The organism is Enterococcus sp. C57, assembly GCF_040887305.1.
GTDB classification, from domain to species: Bacteria; Bacillota; Bacilli; order Lactobacillales; family Enterococcaceae; genus Enterococcus_B; species Enterococcus_B hirae.
In genome coordinates this window covers 1-399 of sequence record NZ_JBFOFP010000032.1, presented here as the reverse complement: position 1 = coordinate 399, position 399 = coordinate 1, and the positions used below count along the sequence as shown (strand labels likewise).

Sequence of the window (399 nt, the reverse complement as noted above, 5' to 3'; positions counted from 1 at the left end):
TGACATTAATCCCCAAAGTAAAGGAAATAAAAGTAAATTAAATAAAATAAAAGATTATGAAGAAGATATGGGCGTGTACGAGTTCATTCAAAAATCTTGGGGAAAACCACCTACTGGCATTTTGCAAGGCACATTAGGTCCGTGGATTCGCGAATGGGGATCAGAAATGATTTTATTTGCATTTCAATCTGCTTATGAGAATAGCGTAGAAATGCAAGGGTTAAAAAAATACGTGGATAAAATTCTTGCTACGTGGAAGTCAAACAATGTTTCTACGTTACAGGAGGCAGTCCAAGCGAAAGAAGATTGGGAAGCGAAGAAGAGCCAAAGGACTTTCTCTAACTCTCAGCCAAGTCGTAACGTAACACGAAAAGAACCTATCCCGAAATGGCTGGCAGA

At 38.8% G+C, this 399-nt stretch carries 1 protein-coding gene; it reads left to right on the top strand.

Going from position 1 to position 399, the window contains the following annotated elements:
* Positions 1 to 399: DnaD domain protein (locus AB5M32_RS13670; protein ID WP_368024534.1), on the top strand; the 399-nt coding region annotated here is incomplete at both ends.